Origin of the sequence: Streptomyces sp. NPDC093018 (assembly GCF_040684035.1) — a bacterium.
Taxonomy (GTDB): Bacteria; Actinomycetota; Actinomycetes; order Streptomycetales; family Streptomycetaceae; genus Streptomyces; species Streptomyces murinus.
The window spans coordinates 203,619-223,501 of record NZ_JBFBFF010000007.1 but is presented as its reverse complement, the minus strand read 5'-3'; the positions used below and the strand labels follow the sequence as shown (position 1 = coordinate 223,501).

Here is a 19,883-nt window from a genome sequence, read left to right as displayed (position 1 = left end):
CTGCATCCAGGCGTTGATCTAGTCCCGGGTTCCGGTGAGCCGGTCCTGGTGCTTCTTCAGGTTCTCGAAGGAGGTGGGGTCGTACAGCCGTCGTTGTACGTGGCTTGCAGTACGGCGAACGCGTCGCGGACCTTCTCCACGGCCGGTGGCGGTTCCGTCGCGCTCGCGGGGGCGGAGTCGTCGGCCGGGGTGGCCGGGGCCGTCGTACGGGTGTCGGAGGAGGGCGACGATCTCTTGCTCGATGTCGTGTCCGAGGCACCCTCCTGCCGTTCGGGCGCCCTCCGACAGTGCTTCTGTCGCCCTTCATCGCCCACCCGGACGTCGGGTGTTGCGACGTTCATGAGAACCCGAGTCTCCGTGGCGGGGCGCGACGTCCTGAGCGGTGCGGTCAGGGCAGGTCCCTGACCGCTTCGTCGGCTGCGGGATCGACCGGGTGTCAGACGCGGTCGGCGGCGATCAGGACGTACTGGAAGGAGCCGTCGCGGTAGGACTCGATGAAGGCCTCTTCGATGCCGGTGACCAGTGAGGAGGTGGCCCGCAGCTCCCAGTAGGGCAGGGTGTCGGGGGTCAGGTCGATGATCGTCTGGGGCACGAGCCGGTGGTCGGCCATGGCGCGCAGATACTCGCGGCGGGAGTGGATGTTGCACTCGAAGTGGGCGTTGATCTGGGAGACCCACTTGGACGGCTGGCCGTAACGCGGGTTCCAGCAGCCGGTGATCGTCACATAGCGGCCGCCCACCTTCAGGAAGCGGGAGTGCTCGGCGAACAGGTCGTGCAGGTCGACGTACATCGTGGACTCGTTGTTCCACGAGGCGGCGACGCTGCCCTTCTCGAAGGGGGTGTCGAGCATGTTGCAGACGTGGGAGCGGACATGGTCCTGGATACGGAGGTCCCGCGCCCGCCCGTTGCCGAACTCGGCCTGCGTCTCGGACAGGGTGACGCCCTGGACCCGGCAGCCGAAGCGGCGGTGGGCCATCACCATGGAGCCGCCGCGCCCGCAGCCGGCGTCCACCAGGGTGTCGTCGCTCGTGATGGCGCCGAGGTGGTCCAGGAGCAGCTCCGCCTGGGCGGACTCCAGCCGGTGCAGTTCGGCGACGAGCTTCTTCTCGTACTCGCGGTGCTCCGGGTCGCCGAGCGCGGCGTGGTCGACGGCGCCGATGCCGTAGTGGTGGTGGTAGAGGCCGTCCACGTCACCGAGGCGCAGGTTCACCGGCCTCGCCTCGTTGTTCCAGTACCGGGCGATGTCCTCCTGGTAGGGGGTCGCCGGGGCCGGGATCGTCGCGGAGAGGGCGGGGGTGGTTTCCGTGGTCACAGGAATATCCGTTCTTTACCAGAAGTCGGGCAGGCTGTAGCGATAGGTGTTGGTGCGGTGCCAGTCGTGGTTGCCGTCGACCCAGGTGGCCACGCCCTTGAGGAAGCGCAGCACATTGGGCAGGGGGCACTCCGCCGCGACCTCGGCCGCGGCTGCCTCGAAGGCGTGCATGAGCTGGTTGTGGACCTCGACGGCCTTCACATACGCGTCGCGTTCGGAGAGTTGCTCGCGCTGTGCGATGACCACCGGCAGGTTCAGGTGCAGGCCGGGGCTGTCGAGTTCCTTGGTGTAGGAGTAGAGGTCGTTGACGATGGTGGCCGCGTTGCCGGCGAGGGCGATGGCCCGCTGCATCTTCGGCAGGGCGTGCAGATCGGCCGGCAGTTCGTAGCCGCCGACGGTGTCGGTGATGGTCGGGCAGGGGCGGAAGTTGTTGAACTGGCGCATCGCCAGGTACTCCCACACCTCGGGCACGTACTCGGTCTGCGCCCACGCGGCCTCGGCCAGGTAGCCCATGTGCAGCCGGGCCATGTCGTGCCGGTAGCGGTCGGCCTGGGAGGGCGTGGCGGCGCGGACGAAGTAGTCCATCGCGCTGCGGTACGCCCGCCGCGGCGCGTCGGAGCCGAGCGACTCCTCCCACGCCGGGGCGTACTCCGGTGTGGTGTGGAGGTGGTCGAGCGTGGTGTGCGCGAGGAGGATGCGGCCGCCGAGGCCGATGGGCGAGCCGCCGTGGTCCTCGCAGTAGCAGTCGTCGACGGCGTTCTCCGCGACCATCAGCCGGGTGGCGAGCATCAGATGGTCGACGCCGGGCGCGTCGGGGTGGCAGGCGACCATGTAGCGCCCGACGGAGAAGCCGTCGAACTGGCCCTCCCACTCCTCGGGATACAGCTGGACCTCGTCCTCGGCCCAGCGCTTGATCCGGCGGCTCACCTCCTCGACACGGCCGGGGTCGGGCTCCGGGACGGGGTGGTGGTAGAGGCCGGGGACGACCGGGCCTTCGGAGGAGGAGGCAGGGCGTACCTGGTCCGCTTCCGGGGCCGGGGCCGGATCCAGGGCCGGGGTCGGTGCCGCTGCCAGGTGTGGGTCCGGGAGCGGCGGTCGGAGGGCGCGGGCCAGGGAGAGCGAGGACGTGCCCAGGCCGGTCGGTCCGCCGAGGATCCGCCGGATGCCGGGGTCGGCGGCGAGGGCGGACGGTGTGACCGGTTCCGTGGCAGCGGAGACGGCCGACGGGATCGAGGGCGTGGGCGGTTGCTGCGCGGGGGCGGTTGGTCCGAGGGGCCCGGGTGCGGGCATCTGCGACTCCTTGCTGCGGCGGAGGAGGGCGAACTCAGGCTGTGTGGAACGGGATCGGCGCTCTGCTCCGCGAAACGGTTCCTCTGGTCCCGCCCGGTTCCGCCTGCGGGCGATGTACGCGTTCAGTCCCGCCTGCGGGCGATGTGCACGTTCTCCAGTACGCCGAGCGCGTCGGGGACGAGGACCGCGGCGGAGTAGTACATGCTGACGAGGTAGGAGGTGACCGCCTGCTCGTTGATGCCCATGAAGCGCACCGACAGGCCCGGCTCGTGCTCCTCCATCAGGCCCGTCTGCCACAGGCCGATGACGCCCTGGTTCTCCTCGCCCGTGCGCATCGCGATGATGGAGCTGGTCTGCTCCTCGCTGATCGGGATCTTGTTGCAGGGCAGGATCGGCACCCCGCGCCAGGCCGGGACGGTCTGTCCGCCGACGTCGACGTGGTCCGGATAGAGGCCGCAGGCGGTGAACCCGCGGCCGATCGCGGCGATCGTCCTCGGGTGGGCGAGGAAGAACTTGGTGCCGCGGCGGCGGGTGAGCAGCTCGTCCATGTCGTCCGGGGTCGGCGGCCCGGAGTGGGGCTGGAGGCGCTGCTTGAAGTCGGCGTTGTGCAGCAGCCCGAACTCGGGGTTGTTGATGAGCTCGTGCTCCTGGCGCTCCCGCAAGGCCTCGACCGTGAGCCGCAGTTGCTCCTCGGTCTGGTTCATCGGCCCGTTGTAGAGGTCGGCGACCCGGGTGTGGACGCGCAGGATGGTCTGCGCGACGGAGAGCTCGTACTCGCGCGGGTTCAGCTCGTAGTCGACGAAGGTGTGCGGCAGTTCGGCCTCGCCGACGTGACCGGCCGACATGGCGATCTCGGCCTCGCCGTACTTGTTCTGCCGTTTGCGGGTGGCGGAGCTGAACCGCTCGATGTGGGTCCGCAGGCTCGGCGCGGAGTCGTGTACGGCGGCGAAGTCGGCCCGGGAGAGGGTGAGGAGGGTGCCGGCGGTCTGGGCGGTGGCCGTGTAGACGTGGCGGGAGTCGCCGTCCAGGAGCGCTTCCTCGCCGAAGTGCTCGCCGTCCGCGAGGACCGCGAGGGCGACTTCCGCGCCGTACTGGCCGTGGCCGGTCTGGCTGACGCGGCCGTGGGCGATCATGTGGATGCGGTCGGCGGGCGTACCGCGTTCGACGAGGACCTCGCCGGCGGCGAAGTCGCGCTGGGTGCAGCGGTCGGCGAGGGCGGTGAGGGCGTCGAGGTCCTCGAAGCCCCGCAGCAGGGCCAGTTCACCGAGTTCGCGGGGGATCACCCGGACCGTGGCCCCCTCTTGGACGAACTCGATGCGCCCGTCGCCCAGGGTGTGGCGCAGCCGGCGGTTGACCCGGTAGGCGCCGCCCTTGGTCTCGACCCAGGGGAGCATCCGCAGCAACCAGCGGGAGGTGATCTCCTGCATCTGCGGGGCGGACTTGGTGGTGGTGGCGAGGTTGCGGGCGGCGGCGGTGCTCAGGGACTGCTGCGGTGCGGCCGGTACGGTCCGGGGCTCCGGGCTGCTGTCGACGGTCATCCGGGTGGGCCTCTCCTTGCGTGACAGGGCGGTCGGCGCGCATGGGGGCGCCGACCGCGAAAGGGAGGAATGGTGAAGGGGAGGATCTCGGGGACCCGCCCACGCAGAGGACCGTAATGGCCGGTCAGGCCGTGTCTCCGGAATGCCGCCGCGCTTACTTCGAAGCGGTGATAAAAAATTGAACACGGTTTATCGGGCCGATGGATGGCATCGCGCCACCTTCGTGGGGGCCCGGGCGGGACGCGGCGGGCCGCACAAGACGATCACCGCGTCGCACCCGTACATGATCAAGCCAAGGCGCGTCGTGGACCGGGGGCGCCCATGTTCGATTTCGCGCCGGAGGCCGGGCCGGGCCGGGGTCCTCAGGTGAGGACCAGCCGGCGGCGGCCGTCGAGGAGTTCGCGGGCCGCGTCGAGGTGGCCGGCGTGGCACGCGGTCTCGGTGATGACGTGCAGCGGGACGTCGCGCAGGGTGTGCAGATGCGTGCAGATGCGGTTCGCCGAAGAGGCCGCGGGGCCACGAGACCGGCGGGACGTCGGCGGGGGTGGCGGTGATGACGGCGTCGGCGCGCTGCGCCTCCCGCCGGTACCGGTCGTAGATCCTCCGGTTCGAGCCCGTCGAGGATGCCGAGGACATGGCGCCGCCGGCCGTCCAGGACCCGGAGAAGAGACCCGTTGTCACTGCCCGGGGTTGGTTCGCTCAGATTTTCGGTCATGGTCGGACAGGGCTCCTGAACGGCCGTGCCCGTGTGCGGGGTTCTCCGGCACTCGGGCCGCTCGGTCGGCCTCTGCCTGCGGTGCCGGGGATCAGGCGGTCCAGTCGGCGGCGCGCTCCGTTCGCCCGGCAGTCGTTCAAGCGGTCTACGGCCCGTGCCGCCGCGCCGACGCCGCCGCCCGTGCGCGGCGGGTTTCGGAATCTTGGCGGTGGTCCGTCATACTCCCGGGGGCCCACACCGGCCGGGGGCGCGAGGTGGTCGTTCTCTCCCGGGGTGGCGAATGGAGGAGGAACGTGCAGCACCACATACGCCGGGCGGCGCTCGTCGCGGTGGTCCTGGTCGTCGCGGCCGTGCTCGGGGGCTGTTCCGGCCAGCCGCGGAAGGTGTCGGGACTGCTGGACACCACCCGGCGGGTGCCGGCGACGAGCAGGCTCGCGACCCGGCCGCACATGGTCAGGCAATGCCACTCCGGCTCCCAGCAGGTGCGGCACACGTCGGGGCACGGCAGCAAGAAGCGCACCTGGTACACGACCAGGTCGACGACCGTGTGCACCAAGGTGCGGCGGGGCACCGAGACCTATCGCCGGGTGATCCGCCAGGAGCGCTGGTGCGTCATGCTGGACGACGTGGGCGGCAAGCGCTCCCGGGACCGTGTCTGGTACCAGGTCAGCAGGAACACCTATACGGACACCCAGGTGCGCAAGTTCGGCAGCAAGGTGACGATCGAGCCGGAGCGGGACGGCTGCTGAGTGACACGGGCCGACGGGCGGCCGGGCTCGCCGTGCGGAAGCCCCGACGAGCCCCTCGCCCGGTGAGCCCCTCGCCCGGTGAGCCCCTCGCCCGCCGACCCCCCTCGCCTGGTGCGCCCTTCGCCGGGTAAGCCATTCACCGGGGGCCCAGCCGCACGGCCGAGGTCAGCGCAGCCACGCATGGTCGCGTACGACGGGCAGTCCGGCCCACCAGCGGCCCAGGCCCCATGTGGTGCCCGCGCCGACGGCCGCCACGGCGATCAGCGCCACCGCATAGATCAGGTGATAGTCGGCGAACGGATTCGTCGACATGCTCGGCGAGCCGTCGGCCAGATGCCTGGCGGGCGGCCATTCGGCGGCCCACATCAGGGCCATCATGGCGGTGCCCGCGACCGCCGCCGGCCGTAGTGCCACGCCGGCCGTCACGGCCGCGCCGATGCCGAGCATGCCCAGCATGAACAGCCAGTCGGCCCAGCCGGCGCCGGCCCACGCGTGGAACGTCGACCGCAGCGGGCCCACGGCGACGGAGCCGAGGAAGCCCTTCGTCGGGGACACCCCGTCGATCCAGGCCTTGCCGGACGCCGTGGCGTACCCGAGGCCGAACGTCTTGTCGAGGAACGCCCACAGGAAGACGAACCCGGTCAGGATGCGCAGGGACGCGAGAGCGCGCGCCCGCCCGGTGTGCGTGTCGATACCCGCCGACACGGTGAGCGCGGTCGCGGTCCGGTCGTCGCGGAACGACAGACGCGAGCCCGGGTGGCGGCGGGAGTGCTCGTGCACGGCCATGATGGTGGTCCCCTCTGGCATGCCCAGGTCCTGTTTTCGTTGACGGCTCCACTTTCCCTGCGGGCAGCGCCCGGCGCCGGAGGCCGAAGGGCTCCGGCGACAGGGCCCAACGGCCCTGTGCGCGGGTGCGATTGGCGCGGCGCGGCCCGGGGCAGGGATCGGCGGACCGGCGAGGACGGCGCCGGGCACCGTTCCCCGGTCCGGCGACGCTCAGGAGTTTGGGACACTCTTTGCGCGGGACACGCAACTGAGGTCCGCCTTCTCCTTGTCTGGCAGGGAGTCGGGCCCGTCAGGGCCGAAGGTACGAGAGAGCGGGGTAGGCAGTGGGACGGCGCAAGGGCAGCATAGGGATCGCACTGGTCACGGGTGCCGTGCTGATGGGTGCGAGCGCCTGCGGCGGCGGCAGTGGCTCCAACACGGTCGGCGGTGACGCGAAGGCGCCGGGCAAGTCGGCCCCGAGCGCCTCCGCTTCGCCGACGAAGCCCGCGGGCCCGCCGATGCTGCTGGATACGATCACCCCGCAGAGCGGCACCACGGTGGGCGTGGCCATGCCGATCTCGGTGGTCTTCACCGACCCCGTGGCGGCCAAGGCGCGGGCCACGGTGGAGAAGCACATGAAGGTCAGCACCTCCACGCCGGTGGCGGGCGCCTGGCACTGGTTCGGCGACAAGCGCGCCGACTGGCGGCCGAAGACCTTCTGGCCCTCCGGCACGAAGGTGAAGATCGACGCCGACATGGAGGGCGTCAGCAACGGCGCCGGACGCTACGGCGTGCACGACTACACGCACACCTTCACGATCGGCGACGACGTCCGCGCGGACGTCTCGGTCACCGGCCACACCATGAAGGTGACGCGCGACGGCAAGCTGGTGCGCACCCTGTCCATCAACGCGGGCAGCCCCCAGTACCCGACGTGGAACGGCATCATGGCCGTCATCGACAAGCAGGAGAAGGTCCACATGACCTCCTGCAGCGTCGGTATCAGCTGCGACAAGGGCAGCCCCAACTACTACGACCTGACGCTGCCCTGGGACGTGCACCTGACCCAGAGCGGTACGTACGTCCACTACTCGACCGGCGACCCCACTCCGGGTGGCGGCAGCGCGCGCGGCTCGCACGGCTGCGTGCACCTGTCCCTGTCGGACGCCAAGTGGTTCTACGGCCAGGTCAAGCAGGGCGACCCGGTCACCATCACCGGCTCGTCCCGCGCCAAGGCGGATCCCGACAACGGCTACGCGGACTTCAACCTGGACTGGACCCAGTGGCTCGCGGGCAGCGCCTCCGGTGAGGGCACGACCTCGGCACTGTGATCCACCACCGCTCGGTGTCCCGGGCGGCCCGGCCCCGCCGCGGTCGCCCACACCGAGCGTCGCCCCGACCACGCGCGGGCCGCGGCGTGCCGGGGGGCCGTGCGCTGGAGGGCGGCGCGAAGGAGATTCCGCCTTCTCCTGACGGGTCCGTGGCCGCCGTGGTGGCCGGGAACACCATGCACTGGTCCGGCTTGGCGGTGGCGGGCCGGCGGGCCCGTAGATCGCCCGGGTCCTCACGCCCGGCGCCACCCTGGCCGGGCTGTGGAGCGTCGTGGACGAGTTCGCCTCGGCCGCCGTTACGAGCGCATCGACCGCGGCGTCCTGCAACGGCGCCTCCCCTTGGCCCTGTTCGCCCTTGGCACGAACCTGGGCATCCGGGCCATCGTGGCGACCGGCGAGCACGGCGAGAGTGACTTCATGACCGAGTACCACGCCCGCTACGGCGGCAACGGTGTGATGATCTATTGGCATGTGGAGCAGAAGAACGTCTGCATCTACCCCCAGCTCAAGAGCTGTTCGTCGTCCGAGGTCGCGGCGATGATCGAGGGCTTGCTGAGGCACTGCAGGGACACCGGGATCGAGTCGAATACGTCGACACCCACGGCGCGTGCGTGGTCGGGTTCGCCTTCACCGAGCTGTTCGACTTCCGCCTGCTGCCGAGGCTGAAGAACATCGGCAGCGTCCGCCTGTAGCGCCCGGACGACACCCCGCCCGGCTGGCCGACGCTCGGCGGCTCGCTGACGACCCGGGCCGTCAAGTGGGCTGATCGCCCAGCAGTACGACCAGATGGTCAAGTACGCCACCGCCCTGCGCCTGGGCAGTTCTCCACTACGGCAAGGACGGCGCCCTCACGGCCCGACGAGGAACGGCGCGGGTTGACCGCACTGTTCTGGTCGAACATCAACCCGTACGGCACCTTCCGCCTGGACATGGGACAAACAGCTCGACTTTTTGGGCGTGACCATCTCCGGCCGGCGTGTCGTCGTGAGCGAGCGAGCTGAGTCGAATGCCGCCACCCACTGAGGAGCACGATCACGCACGAGACGAGTAGACAGCGTCTACGACCGATGGTAGACACTGTCTATGACTGATGAGAGCCCGCTTCGCGAGCGGTTGATCGATGTCGGGGTGGACCTCGTGCTGACCGAGGGCTCCGCGTCCGTGGGGCTGAGGGAAATAGCCCGTCGAGCGGGGGTGTCGCACGGGGCGCCGCGTCGGTACTTCCCTACGCACCACGCCCTGTTGTCGGCTATCGCCCGTCGTGGCTTCGACGACCTCGGAGCCCGGTTCGAGGCCGCGCTCGTCGGCACGACCACACCGTGCGGCGAGTTGGAGGCCCTCGCGCGCGTGTACGTCGGGTACGCGTTGGAACGCCGCGGCATGTTCGAGCTCATGTGGCGGCACGACCTGCTCGACAGCACGCCGCAGGCGTCGGACCAACCGCGGCTGCGCGAGTCGACCCTCCCGCTGTTCGGACACATCACCGAACTCGTCGCCCGATGCCGATCGGAGCGGGCTGCCACGCAACTCACCGACGGACCGGACGAGGCCGCACCGCCGCCTGCCGTGACCGCCGCCGCGCTGTGGTCGAACCTGCACGGCATGGCCCAGCTGTGGGCCTGGGGCAGCCTGCAACTCGCCCTCGGGGCCTCACCGCTGGGCGGCGACCCCGGCGACGACCAACGCGACCGGCTCATCACGGCAGTTCTGGACGCCCATCTTGGCCGGGTGACCTCATGACAGCGTTCGTACAGCGGCAGCTCGCACTTCTGGTCAGCGTGGCCGGCGCAATGACCGTCGCACTGGACGGCACCATCCTGCTCGTGGCACAGCCCAGCCTGCAGCGCGATCTCGGCGCGAGCATGGCGCAGATCCAGTGGACGAGCACCGGCTATCTGGTCGCGGTGGCCGCGTTACTCATCATCGCCGGACGCCTCGGGGATCGGTACGGGCACCCGCGCCTGCTGCTCGTCGGCGTCCTCGGCTTCGGGGCCGCCTCCGCCGGGATCGCGCTCGCGCCGACCGTCGGCTGGGTGATCGTCCTGCGCGCCGTGCAGGGCGGGTTCGGCGCGCTCCTGCAGCCTGCGACACTCGCGCTGCTGCGGCTGGCGTATCCCGCAGACCGGCTCGGCACGCCCATCGCCATCCGCACCAGCGCGATCGCGGTGGCGTCGGCGTCCGGTCCGATTCTCGGCGGTGTACTCGTGGCGCATCTGGGCTGGCGCGCCGTGTTCTGGGTCAACGCGCCTGTCGCGCTCGTCATCGCCGCTCTCGCCCTCGCCCTGCGGACCCCGACACCGGAACGAGCCGACTCTTCGCGACTCAACCTCACCGGTGTGGGCCTGCTCGCGATCGCACTCGCCGTCTTGGTCCACGCCCTGGCCAACGTGCCCGCGCGGGGCTGGACGGCACCGCCGACGCTACTCGAACTCCTCGCCATCATCGGGATCGCAGCACTCCTCGCCCGGCACGAACGCCGCACCACGAACCCGATCGTTCCGCAAGCCGTAGCACGGTCCGCGCCCGTGACGGCGTCGATGGCAATCCTGCTCGTCACCACCGCCGGCCTGTTCGGCGCACTGTTCAGGGCCACGTTCTACCTCCAGGACACACTCCGCCTCGACCCGCTCGCCAGCGGTCTGCGCGTCCTTCCACTGACCGCGCTCATGGTCTTCGGCGCACCCGCCGCGGTCGCCGCACTGCGCCGGTACGGCGCGCGCCGCACCGCGATCGCCGGTACGGCCCTCGTTGCGGTCGGTATCGCGGGGCTGTCCCGGCTCGGTCCGACCAGCCCATGGGTGGCCATGACCATAGCCTTTGCCGTCATCGGAGCCGGGTTCGCCACAGTAATGGTTACCGCCACCGGGACCGTCGTCGGCGACGCGCCGCCCGGGTACGCCGGGGTCGTCGGTGGGCTCAAGCAGACCGCCATGAACATCGGGCCGACTCTCGGCATCGCCGTCGCAGCCAGCGCAACCGGATCCGCTTTCTCGACGATGAGTCATGCCCTGCCAGTCCTGGCCGCACTGGCCGCCCTCGGCCTGCTCCCCGCGTCGCAGCTACCCCGGCGTCCGGCCCACCGGGAAGGACGCGACACGACCTCCGCGTGGTCGGCGCAAGGACCGACACCGCAGGCGGCACCCGCTCGACGCACAAACAGTTGAACGACCGTCGTCCATACCCGGAGGCTGATCCGGTCACATGCGAGACCGGTCTCAGTGTCGGCAAGCGACGGCGAGCTCAAGTGGACAGCGCATCACCGCTGTTCAGGAGGTCAGCGTAGACCTCTGCCGGAGTCCGGTAGCCGTGGGGCGTGCGCGGACGGTGATTGAGCTCGTTGGCGATGGCGTCCGGGGCGGCCTGGTCGCAGGCGCGGAGGTCTGCGCCCTTGGGGAGGTACTGCCGAAGCAGCCGGTTGGTGTTCTCGGTGGTGCCGCGCCACCACGGGCTCCGCGGGCTTGTATAGGTAGACCGGCATCCCGTTATCGGCGGTGATGGCCTGGTGCCCAGCCATCTCCCGGCCCCGGGACACGCCCGTCGGCCGGCGTGCCGGGCGGGCCGATGCGCGCCTTCCGGAGTCCGGCGGCCCGGCCCGGTTCGGCTCGCCGGAGCACTCCGTGTTCCCGCACGGGCAGCGTCGTACCGCCGAGCACCGGAGCCCGATCACCGTAGCCCCAGAACCCGGCCGCCCTCCCGCCGGGCCGCCCACGCGGCCAGGGTCTGGTAGCAGATCTTGCCGGTGGGGCCGAGGGGCATCTCATCCAGCAGCAGGAGGAGTTCGGGGTGTTTCCGGCGGCCCAGGCCGCGGGAGAGCAGGTGTTCGGTGAGGTCGGCGGGCGTGGGCGCGGGGGTGCCGGGGGCCGGGCGGACGCAGGCGCACAGGCGTTCCCCGAGGTCGGGGTCGGGCACCGGGACGCAGACCGCCTCGGCGACGGACGGATGGCCGCCCAGTTCGTGTTCCACCTCGGCGAGGCTGATGTTGAGGCCGCCGCGTACGACGATGCGTTTGAGCCGGCCCAGGACGTGCAGCCTGCCGTGCTCGTCCAGGCGGCCCAGGTCGCCCGTGCGCACCCAGCCGTCGGGGGTGCGGTAACGGGCGTTCAGCTCGGGCGAGTTGACGTAGCACAGGGGTGTCATCGGGCCCAACGCCTCGATCTGGCCGCGCTGTCCGGTGGGCAGCGTGCCCCCGTCGGGGCCGGTGATCCGGATGCGGGCCACCTCGGGGTCGGGGGTGCCGACGCTGTCGCCGGTGGGCCGGCTCTCCCCCGCCGTATGGCAGTTGACGCCGTCCGAGGAGCCGTAGACGGTCACCACGGGGCGGCCGAAGCGGCGGCGGCACGCCTGCGCGACGGCCGGTGGCAGAGCGGCGCCGCTGGAGACGACGGCGCGCAACGACGAGGTGTCCTCGCCCGGTCGGGCCGGGAGGTCGGTGATGCGACGCAGCATGGTGGGTACCGCGAACAGATGGGTGGGGCGGTGCTCGGCGATCAGGCGGAGCGCGCCGGCCGGGTCGAACCGCCCCGGCACGATCAGGGTGCCGCCGAGGACGGCGAGGGTGACCGGGGTGCCGAGGGAGCCGAAGGAGGAGGCCAGCGGGACGAGGACGAGATGGCGGGGCGGCACCGCGGGGTCCGGGTGCAGGGCGCGGACGTAGCGGGCCCGGCCTCCGGCGAGGGCGTGATGGCTGTAGGCGACCATCTTCGGTTCGGACTCGGAGCCGGACGACACCAGGATGCGGGCGGGCCCGTAGGGGTCGACGGGCCCCGGCCGCCAGGGTTCGGTGGCTCGGGTCCTGGGCGGGTGCAGGCCGAGCGCGCCGGTGCGGTCCGGGCCCGGGACGTACCGGGTGACCAGGTGGGGAAGGTCCCCGAGGGCCCGGAGCTGCTGGGCGCAGGCGAGGACGGCGGCGCGGGCCCGGGAGCGGGCGAGCAGGGCCCGGGTGTCGCGGTCGTCGCCGCTCGGGGGCAGCGGCAGGGCGACCGCGCCGAGCGCGTACACGGCGAGTTCGGCGGCCACGGCGTCGCGTCCGTCGGGCAGCCGCAGCGCCACCACGTCCCCGGCGGCGAGGCCAGTTCCGGCGAACAGGGCGGCGACACGGCGGACTTCGGCGCCCAGGGCCGCGTAGGTCAGCGTCCCGGCGTCGTCCACCAGGGCGGCGCGGTCGGGGTGTTCGCGGACCCGGGCGGTGAACAGCGTGTACAGGTCGGTGTCCGGGCACAGGCCCTCGGACACCCAGGCCAGGCGGCGGGATCGGGGCACGAGGTCGGGGAAGGACACACCGGCGCGTGAGGTCCACGCCAGGTGTCCGCCCCGGGCCGCGGGGAGGGTGGCGGGGGCGACGGTCATGCGAACTCCCAGGGCGCGTGCGGCCGGGCGTGGCCGATGAGCGGGTCCGGTGCGGCGAGGGCCGCCTTGAAGGCGGCGTCGTCGGCCAGGGCGGCCAGGTCGGTGTGGACGGGGGTGGCGGTCAGGCCCGCTTCGGCCAGGCGGTGCGTCCACTCGTCGGTGGTCAGGGCCGACCCCTCGGCGCGGTCCAGCAGCCGGTGCACCGCCTCGGGACGCGCGCGGGCCTCGGGGCCGAGGTACAGATGACCGTCCGCGGTGCGGACGGGGCGGTCCAGTGCCGTCCAGCGCACCCGGTGCGCGGGGCGTGGGATCAGGGCGGCGGCGGAGACCAGGCTGGAGTCGACGCGGCCGCCCCGCCCGGTCCGTGTCCGGTGCGCCAGCGCGGCCAGCACGCCCTGGGCGCACACCAGCCCGCCGAGGACGTCGGTGAGGGTCATCAGGGAGGGGGCCGGGGGTTCGTCGGCCGGGCGTACGGCGGCGGCGAGTCCGCTGTGCACCTGGGCGAGGTAGTCGGTGCCGAGGGGCGGCCGGTCGCCGAGGGTGTCGCCGAAGCCGGAGGCCCAGGCGTACACCAGGGCGGGGCGGTCGGCCAGCAGGTCCGCGGCGTCCAGACCGAGCCGGCCGGCCTTGCCGGGGGCCCAGTTGTGCACGAAGGCGTCGGCCTCGGCGGCCAGCTCGCGTACCGTCTCCCGTCCCCGCCCGGTCGTCAGATCCGCCTCGACGACCCGCTTGCCCGCGTTGAGGGCGGTGAACCGGGCCGAGGTGTCCCCGGCCAGCGGGGGCAGCCAGCGCATCGGGTCGCCGCCCGGGGGCTCGATCCGGATCACCTCGGCGCCCAGCATCCCGAGGACATGTCCTGCGAGGGGGCCCTGCACCCGGCGCGTGGACTCCACCACCCGCAGGCCCGCGAGCGGCAGGGGCGGGGCGCCGCCGGAGCGCGGCGCGGGCACATCGGGAGCCGGGTGCGCGGGTCGGGACGTCGGCCGCCCGGGAACCGGGGTGACGGCCGGTGCGGGCAGCCGGTGTTCAGGCCGGACCGCCGGTGCGGGCGTGAGCCGCCAGGGTTCGGGATGGACGGCCGGGTCGGGGTCGGCGCCGAGGGTGAGGAGGCTGACGCCGGTGTCGTACGCGGCGGCCGCCAGGTCGGGCAGGGTACGGCGGCGGGCGGCGGCGCGCAGTTCCTCGGGCAACGGGCACACGGCGGTGGCGAACCGCTGCTGGAAGGGCAGCCAGCCGCGGCCCGCGAGGGCGGGCGGTACGCCGAGCCGGGTCCAGAACTCCCGCCAGGCCGACGGGTCGAGGGTCTCCAGCTCCACATGGGCGCCGTCGGACGTCTCCAGGGTCGCGAGACCGCCCGCGCACGGCTCCGGTCCCGCCGTCGAGGGCGGGCCGTCCGCTTCGCGGGCCGTCGCGGCGGCGAGGTACTGGCCGACCGCCAGCAGCGCCCCCTGCGCGACCGAGGTCCGTACCTCGCGCAGGTCCAGTCCGCGGGCCCGCCCGATCCCGGCGGCGGTGACGCCCTGGGCGGCGAGGACCCCGGCCACCACCGAGGCGTAGTCGACGGCGAGCGGGGCCGGGCCGCCGGTGGCCCGGCCGTGGATGTGCATGAGCCCGCAGGCGGCCTGTACGGCACGCTCGTCCGGCAGTTCCCTGCCGACCGGACCGGCCCAGTCGAGGATGGCGCGCGCCTGCGGGACACCTGGTGCGGTGTGCCGCAGCAGCCGGTCGGCGACGGCGGCGGCGACCATCGGCCGTACGTCGGTACGAGGACTCACCTGCCCTCCTCGCCGGGCCGGCGGCCCTGCACCGAGTAGAAGACGCTGGAGGCGGCGCGGAAGGCGGGGTCCCGCATCAACTGCCGTACCCGGTCCAGCTCTTCGTCGGTCATGCCCTGCTCCACCAGCCGGTCGCGGAGGTTGCGGGTGTGGTTGGACTGGAGTCCCAGGCCGGGGTCCTGGGCGTGCCGGACGCCGATGTGCAGATGGACGTCGATCCCGGTCAGTCCCGCCGCGCGCAGGGCCCCGGGCACGGCGCGTCCCCAGTGCGGGTCGCCGCCCGCGGCGCGCATCGCGGCCGACTTGGCCCGCAGGAAGCGGAGGTACAGTTCCTCGGCCGCCGGGTCCGGGGTCAGCAGCGGGGGCTCGTAGGAGGCGTCGATCTCGTCGATCTGGAGCACTCCGCCGGGGCGCAGGGCGCGTACGAGCCGGGGCAGGACGGCGGCGCGGGTGGGCACGTGCTGGAGCACCAGGCGCGCCACGATCAGGTCGTAGGCCGCCTCGGGCAGCGGGTCGCGGGCCACGTCGAGGGCGGCGACCGCCAGTTGCGGGCCGGGGACGAGGTCGCGGGGGTCGCGGTCGGTGGCGAGCACCGAGCCGCCCGGTGCGACCCGCTCCGCCAGCCAGCGGGCGATGCTGCCGCCGCCCGCGCCGATCTCCAGGCAGTGCCAGCCCGGGCCGACACCGGCGGCGGCCAGGCGGGGCAGGGTCACCGGGTCGTAGGCGGCCTCCAGGCAGCGGTGCTGGTCGCGGCTGTGCGCGGTGCCGTTGCCGAAGACCGCGCGGGCGGGGGCCGGCGGTGCCATGAGGGTGGTTCCTTTCATCGAGGGAGTCGGCCGGTCGCAACGCGGCCGGGGGAAAGGGGGGTTGGGGAAAGGGGGGTGGCGGATGAGGCCGAGGGCGCCGTCCGTCAGGTCCAGCGGCCGGTGCCCGCGAGCCCGGTGCCGGTGAGGCGGCGCGCCAGGGCGGCGCGGCGGACCTTGCCGGTGCCGGTGCGGGGCACATCGTCCCAGGTGAGGACGGCCGGTTCACGCAGTGCCGGTAGGCCGTTCGTGGCCTCTTTCCAGGCGCCCGGGTCGAGTCGGCCGTCGGCGGTGATCACGACGGGCAGCGGATCGCCGTCGCCTGCGCCGAGGATGACGCATTCGAGGGCCTGGGGCAGCCGTTCCTCCAGCAGGTCCTCGGTCCGCAGGCAGCTCAGGCCGGGCATGCTGTCGACCTCGCGGTCCAGGACGCTGACGCTCCCGTCGCGGTGGTGCACGCCGATGTCGCCCGTGGACCACCAGTCGCCGACGCGTTTGGCGTCCCAGCGTTCGTCCTCGCCGGGGTAGCCGAGGGCGAGGGCGGCGGTGCGCACCAGGAGCAGTCCGGGTCGGCCGCGCGGCACCGGGCGCAGGGTGTCCGGGTCGACCGCGCGCAGCCGGGTCCGGCCCGGCACCGGGCGGCCGAGGCGGCGCGCCGTGGTCTCCGCGTCCGGTGCGAGCGCGGCGCGCCGGGTGTGGAAGCGGAAGGTCAGCGGTCCGGTCTCGGTCTGGCCCCACCCCTGCATCCACAGCGGGCGGCGGTGGCGGGTCGCGGTCAGGTAGGCGCGCAGGGCGGGCGGGTGGACGGCGTCGTAGGTGCTGATGTAGAGCCGGACGCGCCGGAAGGGGTTGTCCAGGCGGGTGGTGAGCGGCCGCATCCGTACGTAGGTGGCGGGCAGCGCCTCGACGACGGTGGGCGGGTGGGCGCGCAGCAGCGGGTCGGCGGTGTCCGGGTCGTCGCCGGTGAGCAGGACGACCTCGGCGGGCGGGGTGGACAGGATCACCGCCGTCCAGCAGAAGGTGCGGCCGTGCGCGTAGGCGCTGGCGTTGAGCAGGACGTCGTCCCGGCGGATGCCGATGCCCGGGTAGCGCACCGCCTCGAAGCGGGCGAGTTTGTGCACGAGGGTGCGGGTGGAGTGGACGACCAGCTTGGGTACCCCGGTCGTGCCGGAGGTGTGGTGGATGACCAGAGGATCGTCGTCGGACCGCCGTACCGGTGGGCGGGGCCGGCCGGCGTCCAGCGCGTCGAGGTGGACGGCGCCGGGCACCTCGGCGTCGAGGGTGACGCGGACCGGTGGGCCCGCGGCCCGGCAGCGGGCGAGCAGCGCGGAGGTGGTGACGAGCGCGGCCGGGCGCAGCCGCTCCAGCAGGGTGCGCAGCGTCTCCGGTTCCAGCCGGGCGGACAGCAGCGCGGGGACGGCACCGGCGCGGACGGCGGCGCAGGCGAGCAGGTCGTAGTCCCAGTGGTTGTCCTTGACGATCGCCACCCGGTCCCCGGGCCGCACCCCGGCGGCGGCCAGCCGGGCGGCGGTCACCCGGACGAGGTCGGCGAGTTCCGGGACGCTCCAGCGGGTTCCGGCGTCCGGGGCGATGTCGAGGGGCCGGTCGAGATGGAACACGGTGCGGGCGCCGGCCGCCGCGGCCTCGTCGAACAGGGTGCCCATGTCATGCGGTCGCAACGGACTTCTCCAGTCGGTCGGGGCCGGCCGGGCGGGGTCGGCCGAGCCTGCTCAGGACGCGGGACGCGGCGAGCGCGCCCGCGCGGACGGCGCCCTCGGACGCGGGGCGGAGCATCACCCAGTCACCGGCGTACTCCACCGCGCGCACCGGCCGGTCCAGGAAGGCGGCGCGTTCGGCGAGGGCCGCCGGGGTGGCTTCGGGCAGGCCGTGGCGGAAGGGGTGCGTGAAGTGGTGGCGGCGGGCGGCGCCGATGCCGGGGACGTAGCGTTCGGCCGCGTGGACGAGCAGGTCGGCGGCGTCGTCCGGGTCGGCGTCCAGGAGCTCGGGAACCTGGCGGGGGGCGGCCACGAGGGTGATGAGGCCGCGGCCCTCGGGGGCGCGGCCGGGGTCCTTGGCGTGGTCCACGACGACGCCGGAGAGCAGCTGCTCCTCGGCGGCCGGGGTGAGCAGGATGTGTACCGGGCGCCGCGCGGCCGGGGCGAGCGGGCGGTCCAGCAGACAGCTGACCTTCAGCATCGGGGTGAAGGTGCAGGCGGTGAGGAACGGCCGTTCGTCGGCGGGGACTTCGGGGCGCAGGGCCACCGCGGCGGGTGCGGGTACGGCGAGCACCGCGGCCCGCGCCCTGACCTCGCCGTCGTCGCAGCGCAGGACGGCGTGCCCGCCCGCGTCGACCACCTCGCGCACGGTGCGCCCGGTGACGACCTCGGTGTCGGCGGCGAGCCGGCGGGCGAGGAAGTCCATGCCCTCGCGGTAGGTGCGCCAGCCGCTCGGGGAACCGGTCTCCAGCAGCAGGCTGACCAGCGGGGCGGCGGCCGAGCGGCCGGTGTCCCAGCCGAAGAAGCAGCCCGCGACCGGCTGGAAGAGGTAGTCGTGCAGGTCGCGGTGGTAGCGCGCGGCCGTCTCGCGAACGGTGGTGGCGCCGAGCGGGGTGCGTTCGGGGCGGTCGCCGTCGAAGCGGGCGGCGCGGCGCCCGGACCAGGCGGAGAAGGCGGCCAGGTCGCGGCGGGCGCGGGCGGAGAGTCCGGCGCCGGTGAGTACGGCCGTGGGCTCCCCCACGCCCGGACGGGCGCGGCCGCCGCGCCAGACGGCCACCCCGCCGCCGACCCGGGGCACATCGGCCGGGGTGACGCCGAGGCGGCGCAGCAGTTCCCAGGTGGCCCGGTAGCCGCGGGAGGCGACCTGTTCGGCGCCGGTGTCCACGGTCCAGCCCTGGTGGCGCAGGCTGCGCATCCGGCCGCCCACGTCGGGGAGTTGCTCGTAGACGCGGACGGAGAGTCCGGCGCGGCGCAGTTCATGGGCGGCGGTCAGTCCGGCGATGCCCGCGCCGACGACGGCGACGTCCAGTTCGGGTGTCATCGGGTGGCCCCCCAGCCGACGAGGATGTTGGCCGCGGTCATCAGGACCACGCCGAGCCGGTGCACGGTGAAGCCGGTCCTGCGGGCGGTCATGATGTCGCCGCGGACGAATCCGGTCAGGTACTGGCGGGTGCGCAGCGCGGTCGCGGGGAGCATCAGCAGCACGAACCACCAGGGGGCCGTGCCGGTGGCCGAGGCGAGCGCGGCGATGAGGAACTCGGCGGCCGACAGCACCCCGATGAAGACGGCGTTGCCCCGCTCGGAGACCAGCGCGGCCACGGTGGGACGGCCCACGGCCCGGTCGCCCTCGACGTCGTTGGTGTTGGAGTAGACCCCGAACATCAGCGGACCGAACCCGAACAGCACCGCCTGCACCATCAGGAAGCCGGCGAACTCCCCCGTCAGCAGCCCGTAGGGGACGATCACCAGCACGGCGCCGAGGGCGACCAGGAACGCCTCCTGGAAACCGTGGTAGCTGATCTTCAGACCGTACGAGTACTGGAGTGACACCACGAACAGCGCGCCCGCGGCGACGAGCGCCCACAGCGGGCGGTGCGGGGCGAGCGCGGAGGCGGCCGTCCACAGCAGGGCGCCCGCCACCGCGCAGGTCCAGGCGAAGCGCAGCGCCTGGGGCACCGTCAGCGCCCCGGCGACCAAGGGCTTGCGTGCCTTGCTGCGCAAGGGGTTGTCGGGGCCGTAGTTGGCGAGGTCGCTGCCGTCGCGGAACCCGGTGACGTCGTCCAGGGCGACCATCGCCATCAGGACGGCGATCTCCCCGACCAGGAACAGCGCCAGCACCAGCGCCTTGCGGGCGGTGAAGGCGTCGAGCGGGAACAGGGCGGCGGCCAGGGCGAGGAAGACGCCGAGGTAGTAGTCGTACACGTCCAGCTTGCCGAGCCGCGCGTAGGCGCGCAGCCTGCTGGGAGCGTGGGTGGTGGCCGTGGGACGGCCGGCCACGATGCTGTCGGTCATGGGGCCTTTTCAGGTCGGTCTGTGGGAGGGGTGGTCGGCGCCCCAGGGGGGTGGGGGCGCGCGGGTGGGTGATCTGTGTGTGGGGCGCGGGGGGTGTGCTGGACGGGCCGCACCGGCCCGGTGGCGCGCTGCTCCGGACGGCCGGTTGCCTCGGGTCGGCGGTGCTCGGTACTCGGTGCTCGGTGGCGGCCGACTCTCCGACGTCACCGGTACTCGGTGACTCAGTGGCTCAATGACTCAGTACTCAGTAAC

Annotated in this window: 14 protein-coding genes and 2 pseudogenes; 5 read left to right on the top strand and 11 right to left on the bottom strand. The window is 73.1% G+C overall.

All coding sequences use genetic code 11. From position 1 onward, the window contains the following. Positions 1–436: 436 nt before the first annotated feature. The 4 genes and pseudogenes from AB0N90_RS18560 to AB0N90_RS18545 form a co-directional block, all read right to left on the bottom strand. Positions 437–1,312 carry a geranyl diphosphate 2-C-methyltransferase gene (locus tag AB0N90_RS18560; protein WP_365197788.1) on the bottom strand — a complete coding sequence of 292 codons (876 nt, stop codon included), beginning with the start codon at positions 1,310–1,312 and terminating at the stop codon, positions 437–439. A gap of 15 nt (positions 1,313–1,327) precedes the next feature. After that, entirely contained in the window at positions 1,328–2,602 is a 1,275-nt protein-coding gene (locus tag AB0N90_RS18555) for a family 2 encapsulin nanocompartment cargo protein terpene cyclase (protein WP_365197785.1), read from the bottom strand. Positions 2,603–2,724: 122 nt separating this feature from the next. Beyond that, positions 2,725–4,140, bottom strand: a complete 1,416-nt coding sequence (locus tag AB0N90_RS18550) for a family 2B encapsulin nanocompartment shell protein (RefSeq protein ID WP_365197783.1) — start codon at positions 4,138–4,140, stop codon at positions 2,725–2,727. A 362-nt stretch (positions 4,141–4,502) separates the two neighbouring features. After that, positions 4,503–4,610 (bottom strand): annotated as a pseudogene (locus AB0N90_RS18545) (DUF664 domain-containing protein); the annotation flags it as partial. A 538-nt stretch (positions 4,611–5,148) separates the two neighbouring features. Between AB0N90_RS18545 and AB0N90_RS18540 the strand changes: the two are divergent. Beyond that, positions 5,149–5,604, top strand: a complete 456-nt coding sequence (locus AB0N90_RS18540; RefSeq protein ID WP_365197782.1) for a hypothetical protein — start codon at positions 5,149–5,151, stop codon at positions 5,602–5,604. A gap of 165 nt (positions 5,605–5,769) precedes the next feature. Here AB0N90_RS18540 and AB0N90_RS18535 read toward each other — a convergent pair whose 3' ends face one another. Beyond that, a complete protein-coding gene (locus AB0N90_RS18535; RefSeq protein ID WP_365198062.1) occupies positions 5,770–6,390 on the bottom strand; it encodes a hypothetical protein in 621 nt (206 codons plus the stop codon). Between the two features lie 323 nt (positions 6,391–6,713). Here AB0N90_RS18535 and AB0N90_RS18530 point away from each other — a divergent pair, with 323 nt between their 5' ends. The 4 genes and pseudogenes from AB0N90_RS18530 to AB0N90_RS18515 all read left to right on the top strand — a co-directional run bounded on the left by AB0N90_RS18530 (position 6,714) and on the right by AB0N90_RS18515 (position 10,864). Further along, positions 6,714–7,700, top strand: coding sequence for a L,D-transpeptidase (locus tag AB0N90_RS18530; RefSeq protein WP_361682023.1), 987 nt, complete (start codon positions 6,714–6,716; stop codon positions 7,698–7,700). 417 nt (positions 7,701–8,117) lie between these two features. Continuing rightward, positions 8,118–8,392: pseudogene (locus tag AB0N90_RS18525) on the top strand (Tn3 family transposase). Between the two features lie 391 nt (positions 8,393–8,783). Further along, positions 8,784–9,440 carry a TetR/AcrR family transcriptional regulator gene (locus AB0N90_RS18520; RefSeq protein WP_365197780.1) on the top strand — a complete coding sequence of 219 codons (657 nt, stop codon included), beginning with the start codon at positions 8,784–8,786 and terminating at the stop codon, positions 9,438–9,440. Beyond that, positions 9,437–10,864, top strand: a complete 1,428-nt coding sequence (locus AB0N90_RS18515) for an MFS transporter (RefSeq protein ID WP_365197777.1) — start codon at positions 9,437–9,439, stop codon at positions 10,862–10,864. Before AB0N90_RS18520 ends, AB0N90_RS18515 begins: the two co-directional genes overlap by 4 nt. Before the next feature lie 499 nt (positions 10,865–11,363). Here the strand turns inward: AB0N90_RS18515 and AB0N90_RS18510 are convergent, their stop codons facing one another. The 6 genes from AB0N90_RS18510 to AB0N90_RS18485 all read right to left on the bottom strand — a co-directional run bounded on the left by AB0N90_RS18510 (position 11,364) and on the right by AB0N90_RS18485 (position 19,631). Further along, the gene (locus AB0N90_RS18510) at positions 11,364–13,046 is read right to left on the bottom strand and encodes a class I adenylate-forming enzyme family protein (RefSeq protein WP_365197775.1); all 1,683 of its coding nucleotides are present in this window, start codon (positions 13,044–13,046) and stop codon (positions 11,364–11,366) included. Further along, positions 13,043–14,821, bottom strand: coding sequence for a CoA transferase (locus AB0N90_RS18505; protein WP_365197772.1), 1,779 nt, complete (start codon positions 14,819–14,821; stop codon positions 13,043–13,045). Before AB0N90_RS18505 ends, AB0N90_RS18510 begins: the two co-directional genes overlap by 4 nt. Further along, positions 14,818–15,627 carry a methyltransferase gene (locus tag AB0N90_RS18500; RefSeq protein ID WP_365197769.1) on the bottom strand — a complete coding sequence of 270 codons (810 nt, stop codon included), beginning with the start codon at positions 15,625–15,627 and terminating at the stop codon, positions 14,818–14,820. Before AB0N90_RS18500 ends, AB0N90_RS18505 begins: the two co-directional genes overlap by 4 nt. Positions 15,628–15,731: 104 nt before the next feature. Further along, the gene (locus AB0N90_RS18495; protein WP_365197767.1) at positions 15,732–17,303 is read right to left on the bottom strand and encodes an AMP-binding protein; all 1,572 of its coding nucleotides are present in this window, start codon (positions 17,301–17,303) and stop codon (positions 15,732–15,734) included. Then, a complete protein-coding gene (locus AB0N90_RS18490; RefSeq protein ID WP_365197764.1) occupies positions 17,290–18,660 on the bottom strand; it encodes an FAD-dependent oxidoreductase in 1,371 nt (456 codons plus the stop codon). The genes AB0N90_RS18495 and AB0N90_RS18490 overlap by 14 nt, the downstream gene beginning before the upstream one ends. Then, positions 18,657–19,631 carry a UbiA family prenyltransferase gene (locus AB0N90_RS18485; RefSeq protein ID WP_365197762.1) on the bottom strand — a complete coding sequence of 325 codons (975 nt, stop codon included), beginning with the start codon at positions 19,629–19,631 and terminating at the stop codon, positions 18,657–18,659. The genes AB0N90_RS18490 and AB0N90_RS18485 overlap by 4 nt, the downstream gene beginning before the upstream one ends. Between the last annotated feature and the right edge of the window lie 252 nt (positions 19,632–19,883).